The sequence below is a fragment of the Saccharopolyspora mangrovi genome, from assembly GCF_035320975.1.
Taxonomy (GTDB): Bacteria; Actinomycetota; Actinomycetes; order Mycobacteriales; family Pseudonocardiaceae; genus Saccharopolyspora; species Saccharopolyspora mangrovi.
Genome location: NZ_JAWLNX010000031.1, coordinates 43557 through 60789 on the forward strand (window position 1 = coordinate 43557; position 17233 = coordinate 60789).

Here is a 17233-nt window from a genome sequence, read left to right on the forward strand (position 1 = left end):
TCCCGTCGTCGTTGAAGCTGGTTCGGAGCAGGCGAGATCGTCGATCCCAGGCAGATCGTCCATGTTCCGCAGCCGGGAGGCAATCGTTTGGGTGTACATTTCGGTAACACGTAGTTCCCATACCTGCGGCAATCCGCCGAAGGGCCGATCCGGGCACGCCGCTCCGGCCGAAGGCCGCGCGAGATCGCGTTCGGCCTCGGCTGCGGACGACGCGGGTCAGAGCAGCTCGGCGGCGAGTTCGGCGATGGTGCCGGCCTGGAGGTCGAACTCGTCTGGTTCGGCCGGGTCGCCCTCGGCTTCGCCTTCGCGGGCGATGTGGGCGGTGGCGATGCCCAGCTTCGCGGCGGCGCGCAGGTCCCAGGGGTGGGAGGCGACCATCAGGGCCTGCTCGGGTTCGACCCGCATGAGCTCCAGGGCGCGCTGGTAGACGGCCGGGTCGGGCTTGTAGGCGCCGACCAGCTCGGAGGACAGGGCGAACGCCCAGCGCAAGCCGCCTCGGCGGGTGATCTCGGCCAGCGCCAGCATGGTGGTGTTGGACAGCGCGATGACGTTGAAGCGGTCGGCCAGCGCGCCGACTCCGGGAGCGGCGTCCGGCCACGGCTTGGGGCGCAGGCCCTCGGCGGCCAGCGCGGTCAGCGCCTGCTCGTCCAGGGAGCAGTCGGTGGCCTTGACCGCGTGCTCGAGGGCTTGCCGGTTGAGCTCGTCCATCGGCCGGTACCCGCCCTCGGACGCTTCGGTGATCAGTTCGCCCAGTCCGTCCAGCCAGGCGGTGGCGAGGGCTTCGCAGTCGCCGTCCTCCCCCAGCGCGTCTCGGGTCGCGGCGAGGATCGATCCTCGTTCGTCGACAACAGTTCCCAGGACGTCGAAGATCAGCACGGACAGGCGGGAGACATCGAATGACACCGGGTGATCATGCCTGTTCGCGCTGCAAGATCACACCCCTTCGGGTGAACACGGTTCGGTCTCAGGTGTGTAGCCGGAGCAGCAAAAAGCGGCAACGGCTCGGCCACATCGCGGCACGGCGGATCACGAGGTGTGCGCAGCGGCCTCCAGCAGCGCCCGCATGCGGGTGGTCATCGCCTCGTGCAGGGAGATGGCGGTGCTGGTGCGCTCGACGCCGTCGATCTCGAGTATCGCGTTGGTGATGCGGTGCAGGTCCTGGGTGTCGCGCGCGACGACCTTGACCATCAGGTCGGCGTCGCCGGAGGTGGCGTGGATCTCGATCACCTCGGGCAGTTCGCGCAGGGCCGTGGCGGTGACCGGCTGCGTGGTCTGGCTGATCTGCATGGACACGAACGCCACCAGGTCGTAGCCGAGCGCGACCGGGTCGACCCGCCTGCTGAAGTCGCCGAGCACGCCGTTGTGGCTGAGCTTGCGCAGCCGCGCGTGCACGGTGTTGCGGGCGACGCCGAGCTTCCGGGACAGGCCGAGGATCGTCAGTTCCGGATCGTCGTCGAGGGCTAGCAGGATTCGGGCGTCGAGGGAATCGATCTCGCTCACCGGCATGCTCCGGACACAGTCGAACCCGCATTTCGGCACTCGCTCGGCGCAGTTGCCGATGCACTGGGTCACGCGGACAAACCCCCAGCTCACCTGTGGTGCCGACCACATCGGCGGGAAACCGTGTGGCGAGCACCGGGCAATTGAGCACTCTGCCACACGAGCGCGGGAATTCGCGAATTCCCGCGCAGTCCACCAGGGCTGTGTTGCCCGCTGTGCCTCATCTGCCCGACCATTTCGAACATGCCTGCGCCGACCACGACCCCGACCCCCGTGACCGCTCCGCCGCGGGGTGCCGAGACCCGGCAGCCCGTGCTGCCGCACTCCCGCACCGAGGACGTGCTCGGTCTGCTCACCGGCACCTTCGTCGTGTCGCTCGGGCTGGACCTGCTGAAGTCGAGCCAGATCGTCACCGGCGGCACCGCGGGCCTGTTGCTGCTGCTCAGCTACGGGCTGCCGGTGCCCTTCGGGCTGCTGTTCTTCGCGGTGAACCTGCCGTTCATGGTGCTGGCGGTGGCCAAGAAGGGCTGGCCGTTCGCGGTGCGGTCGCTGATCTCGATCGCGCTGGTCTCGGCGTTCACACCGCTGCACGCGCAGCTCTTCGGCGGCCTGCACCTGCCCGCGGTCTACGCGGCGGTGTGCGGGAACGTGCTGACCGGCATCGGGCTGTTGATCGTGTTCCGGCACAACTCCAGCCTCGGCGGGTTCAACGTGGTGGCGCTGGTCGCCCAGGAACGCCTGGGGTGGCGGGCCGGCTACGTGCAGATGGGCTTGGACGTGCTGGTGATCGCCGCGGCGATCACCGTCGTGCCCCCCACCGCCGTGCTCGTCTCGGCCTTCGGCGCGATCTTCCTCAACGGGGTCCTCGCGCTCAACCACCGCCCCGGGCGCTACCTGGGCGCCTGACTCACTTGACCGCGATCGGGTTGACCGGTGCGCCGACCGCTCCGGTGACGGGGATCGGCGCGGCGGTCAGGAAGCAGTCGTAGCGGCCGTCGGCGCAGCAGTCGGCGGCCAGCGCGTCGAGGTCCCACATCTCGCCGATGAACAGCCCGATGTGCGGGATGGCGATCTGGTGCAGCGGCTGGAACGCGTCGTGGAACTCGTTGGGCCGCACCTCGAACCCCCACGTGTCGGTGGCGATCGCGGCGATCTCGGTGCGCTGCAGCCACTCGGCGGTGGTGAACGACAGGCCGGGTGCGGGCCCGCCCGCGTAGTCGCCCCAGCCGTCCCGCCGGACGCGGGTGAGCTGTCCGGTGCGCACCAGCACGATGTCGCCGCGCCCGACCTGCACGCCCTGCTGCGCGATCACCTCGGTCAGGTGCTGCTCGGTGAGGGCGAACCCGTCCGGCAGCTCCCCGTCCTCGCCGAGCGCCCGGCCGGCGTCGAGCAGCACGGCCCGGCCGGTGAACCCGTCGGCGACGGTCTCGATGCCGGTGACCAGGTCCCCGTCGGAGGTGACGACCTCGCCGGACGGGCGGCCGTTCCAGGCTCGCCCGTGGTCGAAGATGTGGCCGAGGCCGTCCCACTGGGTCGAGCACTGCAGCGGCATGCTGACCACGTCGTCGGCGCCACCGATGCCGTGCGGGAAGCCCTGGGTGCCCGCGGCGGCGTCGGTCCCGGTGTCGAGCATGGTGTGCACCGGGTTGGTGCGGCGCCGCCAGCCCTTCTGCGGCCCGTTCATGTCGAAGGCCTGCGCCAGCGAGAACACCGCACCCCGCCGCACCGACGCGGCGGCTTCGCGCCGCTTGGCGTCGTCGAGGTGGTTGAGGGTGCCGCGCACGTCGTCGGGTCCCCAGCGCCCCCAGTTCGAGCAGCGCGAGGCCATCTCCGCGATGGCCGACTCGGGGTCGTCGCGGTCGAACGGGAAGGTCATCGCAGCTCCGCGAAGGTCTCGGCGACCCAGTCGGCGGTGAAGGTCGACACGTGCGGGAAGTTGTCCAGCCCGATGTGCTCGACGCCGCCCTCGCGCTCGGTGAAGACCCGCAGCTCGCACTTGGGGCTGTGCACCGCCTGCTCCTTGCTGCGGTGGGCGTAGCGCAGCGGGATCTGCCGGTCGTTCTCGCCGTGGGTGATCAGGAACGGGACGGTGATCTTCTCCACGACGCCGTCCAGGCACACGCCCTCGGCCTTGCTGATGAAGGTGTCCAGTTCCTGCTCGCCCCACACCCACATCACGTGGTCCCAGTAGTGCGGCACCGGGTTCTCGCCCTCGCGCTCCAGGCGCCGCTTCTGCACCGCGCCCCAGTCGTGGTTGGCGCCCCACGCCACGCACAGCGCCAGGCGCTTCTCGAAGGCCGCCGCGCGCGGCGCGAAGTAGCCGCCGAGGGACCAGCCGACCAGACCGATCCGGGAGTGGTCGACGTCCGCGCGGGTTTCGAGGTGGTCGACGCAGGCGGCGGCCCAGTGCTCGGTGTCGATCCGCGCGGTCAGCCCGCCCAGCCGCAGCGCCTCGCCGCTGCCGGGGCAGTCGACCATGAGCGTGGAGATGCCGCGGGTCGCCAGTTCCCGGGCGAAGCCGGAGACGTACATGTGCTCCTTGGTGCTGTCCAGCCCGTTCCACATCACCACGCACGGAACGGGTCGGCCGTCCGGGGAGGCGTTGGTGAAGTAGGCGGGCAGGGCGGTGTCCCCGTAGGGCACCTCGACCCGGGTGGTGGCCGGGTCGATGAGCTCGAAGGTGGCGCTCATCAGCTCCAGCACGCGCCGGTAGATGGCGTTGCGGTCAGGGGTTTTCGCGCTCTGCATGCGTTCGGCGTGCACGAGGTAGTTGGTGGCGCGGTGGTACTTCTGGCCCGCGCTGCGCGCGCGTCCGGCCGCGCGGTCGGACTCGGCCTGGGCGACGAGGTCGTCGACCACGGCGGTCCAGGAGTCCAGCAGGTCGGCGGTGCCGACGTCGGAGCCCTTCGCGGCGGCGTCGCGGATGGGGCGGCAGGCGCGGTCGACCTCGTCGATGAGGCCGCCGCTGTTGAGCGCGGCCACCACCGTCAGGTTCCACACGTAGTTGCCCGGGAAGTACTCGAACATGCTTGGTTTCCTCTCGTTCTCAGCGGTCGCGCGGTCGTTTCCGGGCGGGTCGCACGGGTGGTGGGTCGGTGCCCGCGGTGACGCGGTTGCGGATGGTGCCGATGCCTTCGACGGTCATCTCCACGACGTCGCCGGGTCGCAGCGCCGGCGGGTCCGCGCGGTCGGCGCGCCCCCACAGCTCGCCGAGGCATCCGCCGTTGCCGCAGGTCCCGGAACCGAGGACGTCTCCGGGGCGGACTTCGGTGCCGCGCGAGGCGTAGGCGACGAGCTCGTCGAACGGCCAGCCCATGTTGGACAGCAGGTCGTGGCCGATCAGCTCGCCGTTGACCGAGGCGCTCATCCGCAGCCGCAGGAAGCCGTCGGCGTCGCGGTGCTCGTCGAGCTCGTCGGCGGTGACCAGGACCGGGCCCAGGGTGGTGGCGAAGTCCTTGCCCTTGGCCGGTCCGAGCCCGACCTTCATCTCGGCGGACTGCAGGTCGCGGGCGGACCAGTCGTTGAAGATCGTGTAGCCGACGATGTGCTCGCGCGCCTGCTCGGGCGTGAGGTCGCGGCCGGTGCGTCCGATGACGGCGGCGACCTCCAGCTCGAAGTCCAGCTTCCGGCATCCGGGCGGGATCGCGACGTCGTCGAACGGGCCCGTGATCGCGTACGGGTTGGTGAAGTAGAAGGTCGGTGCCGCGTACCACTCGGGCGCCACTCGCCCGCCGGTCATGCCCTCGACGTGCTCCTCGAAGGCCACGAAGTCCCGGATCGTGGGCGGCTGCAGCGGTTCTCGCAGTTGCAGGTTCTCGAGCCGGATGCCGGGGTCGGCCAGCGCTGCCGCTCCGGCCTGCGGAAGACGTTGGGCGCGGACCAGTTCCAGCAGGGTCCCGGCAACCGGGTGGAACCGGTCGTCCCGGACCACTCCCGTCACCTCGGCGCCGTCGTAGCGCGCGGTGGCGAAGCGCATCGGGTCCTCCTCACACGGGCGGGGCGACGAACACGCCGCGGTCGGGGTCGTTGAACGACTCGGCCGCCACGAACTCGTCCATCGGGTTCGCGGTGCCCCACTGGTCGGAGACCTCGGGCTGGGTGAAGTCGTAGAGGTGCGGGTGCCAGGTGTCCTCGTCGAGCTGCTCCAGCTCGGTGGTGTACTCGACGGTGTTGCCGTGCGGGTCGAGGAAGTAGCTGAAGGTGTTGTTGCCTGCCAGGTGCCTGCCCGGGCCCCACACCTTCTTGACGTCGTGGCGCAGCAGCCGTCCGGTGCCGCGCATGTACTCGTCGATGCCGCGCATCTCGAACGAGGCGTGGTGCAGCGACACGTGCGGCCCGCGGGCGATGGCGAGGCTGTGGTGCTGCGGGTTGCAGCGCATGAAGTACATCGCCTCGCCCATCTTCGGGTGGAACAGCGTGTCCGACAGCGCGAAGGCGAGGTGCTTCTCGTAGAACGCGCGGGTGCGCTGCGGGCTCGGCGAGTTGATCACCACGTGGGAGAGCTTGACCGGGATCGCTTCCTGCTCCTCGACGCGCCGGTGCCTGCGCACCGCCACGTCGCAGGAGATCTCGACGGTGCGGCCGTCGACGTCGAAGAACCGGAAGCCGTAGCCGCCGCCGGGGGTCTGCAGCGCGCCCGGTTCGCTGACCAGCTGCACCCCGTCGCCGGCCAGGCGCTGGGCCAGGGCGTCGACGGAGGCTTCGTCGGCGGCGCCGAAGGCGATCAGGTCGAGCCGCTTCTCCTCGGCTTCGCGCAGCCGCACCACGTACTGCTCGGGAGAGCCTTCGGCGGCCAGGAACGTGATGCCGGAGTCCTCGGCGATCGGGGTCAGGCCCCACAGGTCGGTGTAGAACTGGACCTGCTTGGCGTGGTCGGGCACCGCGATGTCGAGGTGCCGCAGGTGGGTGATGAGTCGATCGGTCATGCGTCGACCTCCTGGTTCTAGGCGGGTTCGGTGAGCAGTGCTGTGACCTCGGCGAGCAGTTCGGGGACGTCGCCGCGTTCGCCGTCGAGCAGCCACTGGCCGATGCGGTTGGAGGCGTCCACCACGGTTCTCGCGCGCGGGTGGCGCCGTCGGGCGTAGGCGGTGAGGACTTCGTCGTCGACGGAGTCGGCGGCGAGCAGGAGTTCGGCGAGCACGGAGGCGTCTTCCAGCGCTTGCGCTGCGCCTTGGGCGATGGTGGGCGGGCAGGTGTGCACGGCGTCGCCGGCGAGGACGACGCGGCCGCGGTGCCAGGGCGGGTCGAGCAGGTGGGTCTCGAACCACGTGTAGTTCACCGCGTCCGGATCGGTGAGCTCGACGTCGCGCCAGGGGCCGCCGTAGTGCGCGGCGAGTTCCCGCATGACGGCGAGGCCTTCCGCGGGTGACAGGTCGCTGCGGTCGCGGGCGTCCTCGACGAGGTAGGCGTACATGCCGTCCTCGCCTGTCGGGCAGTACCCGGCGATGTAGCAGCGCCCGCCGTAGTACAGCTCGGTGCGGGTGATGGACTCCGGGCGCCGGGTGAAGGCCCGCCAGATGCCCATGCCGGTGGCGCGGGTGGCCGCGTCGATGCCCAGCAGTGCGCGGGTGGTGGAGCGGACCCCGTCGGCGCCGACGACGAGGTCGTAGCGGCCGGTGGTGCCGTCGGCGAAGGTGACCCGCACGCCGCGGTCGTCCTGCCGCAGTCCGGTCACGGTGGTGCCGAAGCGCAGCTGCGCACCGGCTTCGGCGGCGCGTTCGGTCAGGACGCGGGCCAGGTCGGGCCGGTAGCTGCCCAGCGTCGCGGGCAGTTCGGGCCCGCCGGTGCGCACGTCGTCGACCTCGGCGAGCAGCGTGCCGTCGGGTGCGCGCATGCCCAAGGTGTCGAACGGGTAGCCGCTCAGGCGTTGCCACGCGCCGAGCTCGTCGAGGACGCGAAGGGCGTTGCCCTGCAGGGTGATTCCCGACCCGAGGGCGGTGACCGACGGGCGGGTCTCGGCGACGTCGACCGCCCAGCCCCCTTCGGCGAGCAGGATTGCGGTCGCGGTACCGGCCGATCCCGCGCCGACCACCAGCACGTTCCGCGTTGTCATGGGTTCTCCGAGGTGAAGGGGCTGTTGCTCCTCCAGGTTGCGGCAGGGATCACTATTGGGGAAGCACTAGTTGAATATGCCTGCTATCAGCCCTGGCTATAGTTGAGTGATGGACACCCGGCGCCTGCGGAACCTCGACCTGAACCTGCTGCTGTCGCTCGACGCGCTGCTGGAGGAGCGCAACGTCTCCCGCGCCGCCGAGCGCATCGGCATCAGCCAGCCCAGCATGAGTTCCGCGCTGGCCAAGCTGCGCAGGCACTTCGACGACGTGCTGCTGGAGCGCAGCGGCAACCGCTACCACCACACGGCGCTGGCCGCCCAGCTCGCCGACCGCACCAAGATCGCGCTGGCCGGTGTGGAGCGCGTCTTCGACGCCGCCCCCGACTTCGACCCGGCCGAGGCCGACCGCGAGTTCACCCTGTTCACCAGCGACTACGCGGCGATCGTGCTGGGGCGTCCGCTCACCGACCTGCTGGCCGAGCGGGCGCCGAACGTGCGCGTGCGGTTCGAGCAGAACGTGCCGCAGGTCGTCGAGCAGGCCGAGGTCGCGCTGCGCACCGCGGACGGGATCGTCATGCCGCACGGCTTCTTCGACGACCTGCCCGTCACCGAGCTCTACACCGACGGCTGGGTGTGCGTGGTCGCCGAGGACAACGACCAGGTCGGCGACGAGCTCACGCTGCAGGACCTGGCCGAACTGCCGTGGGTGGCGACCTACCGCGGCCCGACGGCCTACACCCCGGCGATCCGCCAGCTGCAGATGCTGGGCGTGGAACCCCGCGTGCAGATCGTGGTGGAGAACTTCCTGTCGGTGCCGTTCCTGGTCAGCGGGACGTCGAGGATCGCGCTGCTGCAACGGGGTTTGGCCCGCAGGCTCGGCCCGTCGGCCGGGGTCCGCGCGCTGCCGTGCCCGTGGGAGGTGGTCCCGCTGCGCGAGGCGTTCTGGTGGCACCCGCTGCACCAGTCCGACCCCGCGCACGTCTGGCTGCGCGAGGTCCTGCGCGAAGCGGGCCGCGCGGTGACCGAGGAGTCCGGCTGAGGCTCGACATCTCCGCTGCGAGGTGCGCATGATGACCCGCGTGGCGAGGTCACCGAGCGGGGAGTCCGTGCTGACCAGGGCGGTCCGCATCCTGGACGCCTTCGGGCCGGACGATCACGTCCTGACGGTCACCGAGATCAGCCGGCGGGCGGACCTGCCGCTGCCGACAGCCGGGCGGATGGTCGGCGAGCTGGTCCGGCACGGGCTGCTGCACCGCGACCAGCAGCGGCGGGTCCGCATCGGCGTGCGCCTGTGGGAGCTGGCCCAGCGCGCCTCCCCGACGCTGCGGCTGCGCGAAGTCGTCATGCCCTTCATGGAGGACGTGCACGCCGTGGTCGGGCACAGCACGCAGCTGGGCGTGCTCGACGGCGACGAGGTGCTGTTCGTGGAGCGGCTCAGCGCGCCTCGGGCGGTCATCAACCTGACCAGGATCGCCGGGCGGCTCCCGCTGCACGTGTCCTCGGCGGGGCAGGTGCTGCTCGCTCATGCGAGCCCTGAACTGCAGGAACGCGTTCTCCGCGGCCCGCTGCGGGCGTTGACCAGCCAGACGCTGACCGAGGCGGCGACGCTGCGCACCACCCTCGCCCGGGTGCGCACCCGGGGCTTCGCGTTCTGCCCGGGTCACGTGCACCCGGACGCCACCGGTGTGGCGGTACCGCTGCGCGGTCCCGACGGGCGGGTCGTGGCGGCGTTGAGCCTGGTCATCCCGAACGACGAGCAGGCGTGGTCGCGGGTGGGCCTGCTGCAGTCCACCGCCCGCGCGATCGACCGGGCGCTGCGGCAGGCCACGCTCATTCAATGAGAAGTCCCTCGCGCCGGCGCTGACCGGATCCGCACCCTCGTCGCGACGACGGAGGGAGCGCCCGATGGACCGAGTTCGCGTGACCCGCAAGCAGCAGGTGGCCGAGGACGTCGTGGCGTTGCGGCTGGAACACCCGCGGGGACAGCGGCTTCCGGACTGGACGCCCGGAGCGCACATCGACCTCGTGCTGCCCAACGGCGTGACGCGCCAGTACTCGCTGTGCGGAGACCGGTGGGACGCCCACTCGTACCGCATCGCGGTGCTGCGCGAGCCGGACGGGCGCGGCGGTTCGGTCCAGGTGCACGACGAGCTCATCGAGGGCGCGGAGGTCTCGATCGGCGGTCCGCGCAACAACTTCTCGCTGGTGCCCTCCCCCGCTCACCTGTTCATCGCGGGCGGCATCGGGATCACACCGATCCTGCCGATGCTGGCCGCCGCCGAACGGCTGGGCTCGCGGTGGCGGCTGCTCTACGGGGGCCGTCGGCGCGCGTCGATGGCCTTCCTCGACGAGCTCACCGATCGGCGGGTCGTCGTGGCACCGCAGGACGAGACCGGGCTGCTGGACCTGCCCGATCCCGGCGCGGACTGCGCGGTGTACTGCTGCGGCCCGGAGCCGCTGCTGGAGGCCGCCGAGCGCAGGTACGGGCCCGGTCTGCGCACCGAGCGCTTCGCGGCGAAGTCCGCGGGTGCGGTGGACGACCGCCCGTTCCGCGTCGAACTGGCCCGTTCCGGTTCGTCGGTGACGGTCGGCCCGGACGTCTCGGTGCTCGAGGCGGTGCGCGGCGCCGGGGCGAGCGTGCTGTCCTCCTGCACCCAGGGTCTGTGCGGCACGTGCGAAACCGCTGTGCTGGCGGGCGAACCGGAGCACCGAGACTCCATTTTGGACGATTCCGAGCGAGAGCGCGGCGACTGCATGTTCCCGTGCGTGTCCCGCGCCCGCACCGACCGGCTGGTCCTCGACCTGTGAAAGGCGTGGCGATGGCACCGACCACCGATGTCGACCCGTTCTCCACCGAGGTCCTCGCCGATCCGCTGCCGTGGCAGTCCTGGCTGCGCGAGGCCGGACCGCTCGTGCGGCTGGCCCGCTACGACGCTCACGTCATGGGCCGCTACGACGAGGTCCGCGCGGCGCTGGCCGACTGGCAGCGCTTCCAGTCCGCTGCCGGGGTGGGCGTGGCCAACTTCCTGACCGAGGAACCGTGGCGGCCGCCGAGCCTGCTGCTGGAGGCCGATCCACCGCACCACGACGCGCCCCGGGCGGTGCTCAGCCGCATCCTCGGCCCGCGCGCGCTGCGCCGGCTGCGCCAGGCGTGGTTCGCCGACGCCGAAGCGCTGGTCGACGAGGTCGTCTCCGAGGGCGAGCTGGACGCGGTCACCGACCTGGCGCAGGTGTTCCCGCTGCGGGTCTTCCCCGATGCCGTCGGACTCGGCGAGCGGGGTCGCGAACACCTGCTGCCCTACGGCGATTTCGCGTTCAACGCCTTCGGCCCGCACAACGACCTTGTCCAGCGCGGCACCGAGGGAATCGGCGAGCACTCCGCGTGGGTCGGCGAGCAGTGCCGTCGGGAATCGCTGGCGCCCGGTGGGTTCGGAGCGGCGATCTGGGCCGCCGCCGATCGCGGAGAGCTCACCCGCGAGCAGGCGCAGCTGGTGGTGCGCTCGCTGCTGACCGCCGGGGTGGACACCACGGTGCACGGCATCGGCGCGGTCCTGCACGCCTTCGCCACCAACCCGGCGCAGTGGCGGCGGCTGCGGGACGATCCCGGCTCGGCGCGCACCGCGTTCGACGAGGCCGTGCGCTGGGAGTCGCCGGTGCAGACGTTCTTCCGCACCACCACCGAACCCGTCGAGATCGGCGGCGAGCGGCTGCCTGCGGGCGCGAAGGTGATGATGTCGCTGGCCTCGGCCAACCGCGATCCCCGGCGCTGGCACCGGCCCGACGAGTTCGACTCCTCCCGGGACCCGTCCGGGCACCTCGGGTTCGGCATGGGCATCCACCAGTGCGTCGGTCAGCACATCGCGCGGCTGGAGTCCGAGGCGCTGCTGACCGCGCTCGCCCGGCGCGTGACCGACATCGAGCTCGCCGGTGAACCGGTGCGCCACCTCAACAACACGCTGCGGGCCTGGGAGTCCCTGCCGATCCGGATCACGAGCCGATAATCACGGGTCCGAGCGCGACGGCCGTGGTAGCTTCCGGCCGGTAATGCTGGAGTTCTGCGATCTGCTGCGGAGGCTCTCGTGAGCACCGAACTGCCCGATTTCGACGCCGTCTACCGGGGCGAGTCGCCCGTGGTGGAGGACGCGCGCGTGCCGTGGAACATCGGCGTGCCGCAGCCCGCGATCGCCGAGGTCATCGAGCGCGGCGACATCGTCGGGCCGGTGCTCGACGCGGGGTGCGGTGTCGGGGTCACCGCGCGGGAGCTGGCCGCGCGCGGTTTCGAGGTGCTGGGCGTGGACCTGTCCGCCACCGCGATCGCCCAGGCCGAGGCCGACCGCGACGAGCGGCACGCCACGGCGAGCTTCCAGGTCGGCGACATCACCGAGTTCTCCGGCTACGACGGGCACTTCGGCACGATCATCGACTGCACCCTGTTCCACTCCTTGCCGGTCGACGGCCGCGCCGACTACCTCGCCGCGATCGCTCGTGCCGCCCGCGATGGTGCGCGGTTGCACATGCTGGTGTTCGACGTGGCCGCGTTCCCGGAAGGCGGCGGCCCCAACGCGGTCACCGCCGAGGAGCTGCGCGCGGCCGTCGAGGAGCGCTTCAGCGTCGACTCGATCGAGCCGAGCACCATCGCCGGGTTCATGCCGCCGGGCGTCGGCGCGCACTACCCGGTCGACGACGAGGGGCGCGCCCGCGTCCCGGCGCACCTGCTGACCGCGCACCGCTGAACCGGCTCGGGTCGTGACGGCGAACTCGCCAGGCGCGCCGCTGGCACGCCGGCTGGGCACCTTCGACGCGACCGCGATCGGTCTCGGCTCCATGCTGGGCGCCGGGGTGTTCGCGGTGTTCGCCCCCGCCGCGGCGGCAGCCGGGAGCGGCATGCTGTTCGCGCTGGTCATCGCCGGGTTCATCGCCTACTGCAACGCGGCGAGCTCGGCGCAGCTGGCAGCGGTCCACCCGGCATCGGGCGGGACCTACGTCTACGGCCGCGAGCGGCTGGGGCACTGGTGGGGTTTCACCGCCGGTTGGGGCTTCGTGGTCGGCAAGACCGCCAGTTGCGCTGCGATGGCGCTGACCTTCGCCGCCTACGCCGCGCCGGGGTTCGAGAAGCCGCTGGCCGCGCTGGCGGTGGCGGTGCTCGCGGCGGTGAACTGCGTCGGCATCACCCGCACCGCAGCGCTCACCCGGATCCTGCTGGTCGTGGTGCTGCTCGTGCTCACCGGGTTCGCCGCGCTGGCCTACCCCGCCGCCGGGGCCGGTGGCGGGCACGACTGGCTGCCGCACGGGCCACTCGGCGTGCTGCAGGCCTCCGGTCTGCTGTTCTTCGCCTTCGCCGGTTACGCGCGCATCGCCACCCTCGGCGAGGAGGTCCGCGATCCGGCGCGCACCATTCCGCGTGCGATCCTGCTGGCCCTGCCGATCGCAGCGGTGATCTACGCGCTCGTCGGCCTGGTGGTGCTGCTGGTGCTCGGGCCGCACCAGCTGGCCGCGAGCACCGCTCCGCTCGCCGACGCCCTGGCGGTCGCCGGGCAGGGGCACCTGACTCCGGTGTTGCGGGTCGGTGCGGCCGCGGCCAGCCTCGGTGCTCTGCTGGCGCTGATCGCCGGCGTCGGCCGGACCGGGCTGGCGATGGCCCGCGAGGGCGACCTGCCGCGCTACCTGTCCGCCGTGCACCCCCGGTTCCAGGTGCCGCACCGCGCCGAGCTCACCCTCGCGGTGGTGGTGATCGTGCTGGTGCTGACCACCGACCTGCGCGGCGTGATCGGCTTCTCCAGCTTCGGCGTGCTGGTGTACTACGCGATCGCCAACGCCTCGGCCTTCACCCAGCCGCCGGACCAGCGGCGCTGGCCGAAAGCCCTCAACGTCGCGGGCCTGGCGGGATGTCTGCTGCTGGCCTCGACGCTGCCGACGACGTCGGTCCTGGCCGGGCTCGCGGTGTTCGCGATCGGGCTCGGTGGCCGCCTGCTCAGCAGGGCACGCTCGGCGTGATGTCTGAGCTCAACCTCCTCCGCAGGTCTGCGGCTTCCGGGGCGTCCAGGGCCTCGTAGATCCGCACGGCCGTTTCCCAGTGGCGGACGGCGGATTCGTGCCTGCCCGCGGATTCGTGGAGGTCGCCGAGCCCGGCGTGGGCGCGGGCCCGCACGTAGTGGCTGGAACCGCTGTTGGCCACGCCGAGGGCGTGCAGGTGGCAGCGGCTGGCTTCCATGTCGTCGCCCATCGCCGCGTGCGTCTCGGCCATCGCCGTGAGCGCCATCGCCTCCAGGTTCGCCGACCGCATCTTGCGGGCGAAAACCAGCGTCGCCCGGTGGTTCTCCAGCGCTCGCGGGTATTCGCCGAGGCAGCGGCGGATGGTTCCCAGCCGGTGCAGGACCAGCCCCTCCAGGAACCGGAACCGGGTGCGGCGGGCGAGCACCAGCGCCCGCTCGGCGTGCTCGGCGGCGTCGGCGTGGCGGCCGAGGTCCCGGTGGAGACCCGCCAACGCGTAGGACGCGTCGGCCTCGGCCGGCTGGTAGCGGTGCGCGGCCGCGACTCGCGCGGCTTCGCTCAGGCACTCCAGCGACTCCTGATACCGCCCCCACCTGCGGTGCAACCGACCCAAGCAGATCATCGGCCGCAGGCCCAGCAGCTGCAGGCCCGCTTCCTGGTACAGGCGCGCGGACCTGCGCAGGTGTTCCAGCGCGGTGTCGGTGCGGCCGGTGAACACGCACACCTCGCCCAGGCTCAGCAGCGCGGTCGCGGTGGCCGAAGGCCCGCGCGCCAGTTCCAGCGCCCGCTCCAGGAACCGCCGGGCCTGGCCGAACTCGTTGCGCCGGAAGTGCGCCACGCCGAGCCCGCGCAGCGCGACTCCTTCGCCTTCCCGGTCGCCGGATCGCGCGGCGATCTCGCGGGCCCTGCCGTGGATGCGCTGGGCGTCATCGACGTGCCAGCCGAAGTCGAGCGCGGTGTCCAGCACGGTGGCGAAATCGACCGCGTAGTGGGCGAATTCACCGTCCACCGCTTCAGCGATGCGCATCATGGTCTCGTGCTTGGCGTCCAGCCAGCGGGCCGCTTCCTCGTGATCGCGCATGGGCGGGGTCACGTGCGCGGGTTTGCGCTCCGGCAGCGCGCCGGGTGCGAGGAAACCGGTCGCCGTGGTGGCGGCCTGCAGGTAGTAGTCGTAGAGCCGCTGCAGCGCTTCCCGCCGCTCGGCGGGCGTTTCGGTGAGGCGGGACAGCTCGGCAGCGTAGCTGGCCAGCAGGTCGTGCAGCCGCACCCGCTTGCCGGCCACCTCCTCCACCAGGTGCGCGCGCGCCAGCTCGGCCAGCCCTCGGCGGATCGCGCGGACGTCGCCGGTCCCGGCCAGCGCGGTCAGCGAGTAGGCGTCCATCTCGCTTCCCGGGTGCAGGCCGAGCAGCCGGAACAGCGCGGCCTCGGCCGCCGGCAGGTTGCGGTAGGACGCGGCGAAGATGGTGCGCACGCTGGCCTGCGGGTCACCGCTGTCGAGCAGGTCGAGCCGTGCCTGCGCGCACCCGAACTCGGCTATGGTCTGCCGGACGCCGCGGTGCCGGTGCCGCCGCACCCGCTCGGCGGCGATGCGCAGCGCCAGCGGGAGCCGGGCGCAGCACTCGATGAGCTCGTCGACGGCGGTGGTGTCGTCGGTGACCAGATCGCCCAGCAGTTCCTTCATCAGCAGCCGGGCTTCGTCGCGGCTCATCCGGTCCAGTTCGACGCGTCGAGCCCCCTCCCCGACGACCAGCCCGTTGAGCTGGTCGCGGCTGGTGACCAGGACCGCGCACTGCGCGCTGCCGGGCAGCAGCGGCCGCACCTGGTCGGCGCTGACGGCGTTGTCGAGCACCAGCAGCACGCGCTTGCCGTCGAGCAGGCTGCGCAGCCGGGCGCCGCGCTCGGCGGGGTCCAGCGGCACGTCCTTGCCGTCGACGCCCAGCGCGCGCAGCCACGCCGCGAGCACGTCGCCGGGCTCGACCGGGGTGTCGGTGCCGAAGCCGCGCAGGTCGGCGTGGAGCTGACCGTCGGGGAAGCGCCTCTTGACCCGGTGCGCCCAGCGCAGGGCCAGGGAGGTCTTGCCCACGCCCGCGGTGCCCGCGATGACCGCGATGGGGATCGTGCCGGGGTGGGCGTCGAGGACCTGGTCCAATTCGGACAGCGCGAGCTCTCGACCGACGAAATCTGTTGCGCAGTGCGGTAGTTGAGCCGGTACCTGCGTCGCGCCGGAGACCTCGACCGCTTCTCCGGCGCGGATCTGGTCGTGCAGCGACCGCAGTTCCGGCCCGGGGTCCAGGCCGAGCTCGTCGTTGAGCACCTCGCGGGCGTGCTGGTAGGCCGACAGCGCCTCGGCGTGCCGCCCGCTGCGGTGGAGCGCGAGCATCCGCAGACCGTGCAACCGCTCCCGCATCGGGTTGTGCCGCACCGATTCCAGCAGCTCACCGACCACGACCTCGTGCCGGCCGGCGCGCAGTTCCGCGGCGTAGAGCTCCTCGACCGCCAGCAGTCGCTGCTCGGTGAGCCGTTCGGCCTCGGCGCCGACGTCGGGCAGGTCGACCTCCTGGTACGCCCTGCCGCGCCACATCTCCAGCGCACGCCGCAGGATCCCTGCTGCGCGGCCCGGGTCGGGCTCGCCCGCCGCGTCGTCGAGGAGGGCGGCGAACACCGCCGAGTCCAGTTCCCCGGGTTCGACCCGCAGGGCGTACCCGGCCGGGACGTAGGTCAGGCGGCCGGGGTCGTCGAGCTCCTGGCGCAGCCGGTGGACGTGGACCTGCAGCCGGCTCGTCCCCTGCGCGACCGGCTCACCCCACAACGCCTCGGTCAGGGTGGTGACGGGCACCGGGTCGTTGGCGCGGGCCAGCAGCACCGCCAGCAGGTTGCGCCGCAGCGCTCCGGCGAGCGCCACCGGTCTGTCCCCGTCGAACATCCGGACCGGTCCAAGCACTTCGAACCGCATCTCACTTCCCCCAGAAAAAATCCACAAACGATCAATGCTGCCGCATTTCGCGTCTTCTCCGCTGCCTCCGGAAAGCGGAGAGAAAGCCACGCCGCGCACAGTGGACGCAAAGCGCGCGCCAGCTCAATGAGAGGCACTCCAACGAGTGATACCGACTACCTGTTCGATATCAGCTCGGTACCCGGAAAAGGGCGCGTGGACAATCCGAGCCGCACTCACGACTCGTCGACCGCTCGCCTCCTCGGCGGCGTCGAACCCCTCCGGGGTGCGCCGCGTTCGCGGGTCGACGGCAGTGCAGGTCTGGTGACGGCCTGCTGCGCGACCCGCGCTTCGGTACTGGTCCAGCCGCTGGTCTACGCGCGCGGCCAGAAGAGACGATGATCCATCGCTACACCCCCCAGGTGTTCGCGCAGCTGTGTTGCTTCCCCCAGATCTCGGTGGTTGAACCACCGGTCCCGGCACTGATGATGGACGCTCGTCCGAACAGGGCACAAGGTCTTCACCCGAGCAATTTTTCGCCGTTTCCGGGATTGCCATTCTGACCTGGCGAAACAACGCGCGATTCAAGCAATTTCGATTCGGGCGAACACGCCGCGCGCGTGTCGGCGCACGGGGTGCGGACCACTTCCGAACAACAGGTCGGTGGGGGGGGGGGCGCCCCCCCCCCCCCCCCCCCCCCCCCCCCGGCACAAACAAAGAAACACAACGGTGGCGATAAAACACCAAAACACACCACC

General features: G+C 71.6%; 15 protein-coding genes. 7 read left to right on the forward strand and 8 right to left on the reverse strand.

The window, feature by feature from the left end:
* Positions 1-216 precede the first annotated feature (216 nt).
* Entirely contained in the window at positions 217-903 is a 687-nt protein-coding gene (locus R4I43_RS30175; RefSeq protein WP_324269104.1) for a haloacid dehalogenase type II, read from the reverse strand.
* A gap of 123 nt (positions 904-1026) precedes the next feature.
* Complete coding sequence (locus R4I43_RS30180; protein ID WP_324269105.1) at positions 1027-1500, reverse strand: Lrp/AsnC family transcriptional regulator; 474 nt, start codon at positions 1498-1500, stop codon at positions 1027-1029.
* A gap of 243 nt (positions 1501-1743) precedes the next feature.
* Between R4I43_RS30180 and R4I43_RS30185 the strand changes: the two genes are divergently transcribed.
* Complete coding sequence (locus R4I43_RS30185) at positions 1744-2406, forward strand: YitT family protein (protein ID WP_324269106.1); 663 nt, start codon at positions 1744-1746, stop codon at positions 2404-2406.
* A gap of 1 nt (position 2407) precedes the next feature.
* On the opposite strand, the gene R4I43_RS30190 is transcribed toward R4I43_RS30185, so the two are convergent.
* Genes R4I43_RS30190 through R4I43_RS30210 form a run of 5 tightly spaced genes read right to left on the reverse strand, consistent with a single transcriptional unit; the run spans position 2408 to position 7552 of the window.
* The gene (locus tag R4I43_RS30190) at positions 2408-3376 is read right to left on the reverse strand and encodes a cyclase family protein (protein ID WP_324269107.1); all 969 of its coding nucleotides are present in this window, start codon (positions 3374-3376) and stop codon (positions 2408-2410) included.
* Positions 3373-4527, reverse strand: coding sequence for an alpha/beta hydrolase family protein (locus R4I43_RS30195; protein WP_324269108.1), 1155 nt, complete (start codon positions 4525-4527; stop codon positions 3373-3375). Before R4I43_RS30195 ends, R4I43_RS30190 begins: the two co-directional genes overlap by 4 nt.
* 19 nt (positions 4528-4546) lie before the next feature.
* Entirely contained in the window at positions 4547-5476 is a 930-nt protein-coding gene (locus tag R4I43_RS30200) for a fumarylacetoacetate hydrolase family protein (protein WP_324269109.1), read from the reverse strand.
* Between the two features lie 10 nt (positions 5477-5486).
* Positions 5487-6425: a VOC family protein gene (locus tag R4I43_RS30205; protein ID WP_324269110.1), complete on the reverse strand. Its 939-nt coding sequence runs from the start codon at positions 6423-6425 to the stop codon at positions 5487-5489.
* Positions 6426-6442: 17 nt separating this feature from the next.
* On the reverse strand, positions 6443-7552 hold the full coding sequence (locus tag R4I43_RS30210) for an FAD-dependent monooxygenase (protein ID WP_324269111.1): 1110 nt from the start codon (positions 7550-7552) through the stop codon (positions 6443-6445).
* A gap of 109 nt (positions 7553-7661) precedes the next feature.
* On the opposite strand from R4I43_RS30210, the gene R4I43_RS30215 reads away from it, so the two are divergent.
* The 6 genes from R4I43_RS30215 to R4I43_RS30240 all read left to right on the forward strand — a co-directional run bounded on the left by R4I43_RS30215 (position 7662) and on the right by R4I43_RS30240 (position 13546).
* Positions 7662-8591, forward strand: a complete 930-nt coding sequence (locus R4I43_RS30215; RefSeq protein ID WP_324269112.1) for a LysR family transcriptional regulator — start codon at positions 7662-7664, stop codon at positions 8589-8591.
* A gap of 31 nt (positions 8592-8622) precedes the next feature.
* A complete protein-coding gene (locus R4I43_RS30220) occupies positions 8623-9393 on the forward strand; it encodes an IclR family transcriptional regulator (protein WP_324269113.1) in 771 nt (256 codons plus the stop codon).
* A 64-nt stretch (positions 9394-9457) separates the two neighbouring features.
* Entirely contained in the window at positions 9458-10360 is a 903-nt protein-coding gene (locus R4I43_RS30225) for a PDR/VanB family oxidoreductase (RefSeq protein ID WP_324269114.1), read from the forward strand.
* A gap of 11 nt (positions 10361-10371) precedes the next feature.
* The gene (locus R4I43_RS30230; RefSeq protein WP_324269115.1) at positions 10372-11553 is read left to right on the forward strand and encodes a cytochrome P450; all 1182 of its coding nucleotides are present in this window, start codon (positions 10372-10374) and stop codon (positions 11551-11553) included.
* A 78-nt stretch (positions 11554-11631) separates the two neighbouring features.
* Positions 11632-12285, forward strand: coding sequence for a class I SAM-dependent methyltransferase (locus R4I43_RS30235; protein ID WP_324269116.1), 654 nt, complete (start codon positions 11632-11634; stop codon positions 12283-12285).
* A gap of 13 nt (positions 12286-12298) precedes the next feature.
* The gene (locus R4I43_RS30240; RefSeq protein WP_324269117.1) at positions 12299-13546 is read left to right on the forward strand and encodes an APC family permease; all 1248 of its coding nucleotides are present in this window, start codon (positions 12299-12301) and stop codon (positions 13544-13546) included.
* Here R4I43_RS30240 and R4I43_RS30245 read toward each other — a convergent pair.
* Positions 13524-16496 (reverse strand): AfsR/SARP family transcriptional regulator, encoded by a 2973-nt coding sequence (locus R4I43_RS30245; protein WP_324269118.1) that lies wholly within the window; start codon positions 16494-16496, stop codon positions 13524-13526. The two genes, R4I43_RS30240 and R4I43_RS30245, sit on opposite strands and share 23 nt — an antisense overlap.
* Positions 16497-17233: the final 737 nt, after the last annotated feature.

Coding starts and splice junctions, on each gene's coding strand:
- R4I43_RS30245 (WP_324269118.1), bottom strand. CDS start 16,496: ATGCGGTTCGAAGTGCTTGGACCGGTCCGGATGTTCGACGGGGACAGA.
- R4I43_RS30225 (WP_324269114.1), top strand. CDS start 9,458: ATGGACCGAGTTCGCGTGACCCGCAAGCAGCAGGTGGCCGAGGACGTC.
- R4I43_RS30200 (WP_324269109.1), bottom strand. CDS start 5,476: ATGCGCTTCGCCACCGCGCGCTACGACGGCGCCGAGGTGACGGGAGTG.
- R4I43_RS30220 (WP_324269113.1), top strand. CDS start 8,623: ATGACCCGCGTGGCGAGGTCACCGAGCGGGGAGTCCGTGCTGACCAGG.
- R4I43_RS30230 (WP_324269115.1), top strand. CDS start 10,372: ATGGCACCGACCACCGATGTCGACCCGTTCTCCACCGAGGTCCTCGCC.
- R4I43_RS30190 (WP_324269107.1), bottom strand. CDS start 3,376: ATGACCTTCCCGTTCGACCGCGACGACCCCGAGTCGGCCATCGCGGAG.
- R4I43_RS30210 (WP_324269111.1), bottom strand. CDS start 7,552: ATGACAACGCGGAACGTGCTGGTGGTCGGCGCGGGATCGGCCGGTACC.
- R4I43_RS30195 (WP_324269108.1), bottom strand. CDS start 4,527: ATGTTCGAGTACTTCCCGGGCAACTACGTGTGGAACCTGACGGTGGTG.
- R4I43_RS30185 (WP_324269106.1), top strand. CDS start 1,744: ATGCCTGCGCCGACCACGACCCCGACCCCCGTGACCGCTCCGCCGCGG.
- R4I43_RS30215 (WP_324269112.1), top strand. CDS start 7,662: ATGGACACCCGGCGCCTGCGGAACCTCGACCTGAACCTGCTGCTGTCG.
- R4I43_RS30205 (WP_324269110.1), bottom strand. CDS start 6,425: ATGACCGATCGACTCATCACCCACCTGCGGCACCTCGACATCGCGGTG.